The organism is Priestia sp. SIMBA_032 (assembly GCF_046535215.1).
Classification (GTDB): domain Bacteria; phylum Bacillota; class Bacilli; order Bacillales; family Bacillaceae_H; genus Priestia; species Priestia aryabhattai.
Window position 1 is genome coordinate 1 of the sequence record NZ_JAWRXD010000771.1, and the last position, 267, is coordinate 267.

Here is a 267-nt window from a genome sequence, read left to right on the forward strand (position 1 = left end):
TCCACACCACCTTCCATGCCTTCTTGGGTTGCAGTCTCGATGGGTACATCGCAGGCCCGAACGGCGAACTCGACTGGCTGACAGTGTTCGACAACACCGGTTACGACGAGTTCTTCACCTCCGTCGACGCGCTCGCCATGGGGCGCACCACGTTCGAGGTGATGCGGGAGTCGGCGCCGGACTATTACGAAGGAATGCCGATCCATGTGCTCTCGACGACCCTCGAACCCGGGCCGCATCCACCGATGGGTCGCTCTCGCGTCACAG

At 62.2% G+C, this 267-nt stretch carries 1 protein-coding gene; it reads left to right on the forward strand.

Translation table 11 applies throughout. The features are described 5' to 3' along the window. A partial coding sequence (locus tag SB717_RS36395) for a dihydrofolate reductase family protein (RefSeq protein WP_410907892.1) occupies positions 1 to 267 on the forward strand: 267 nt, incomplete at both ends.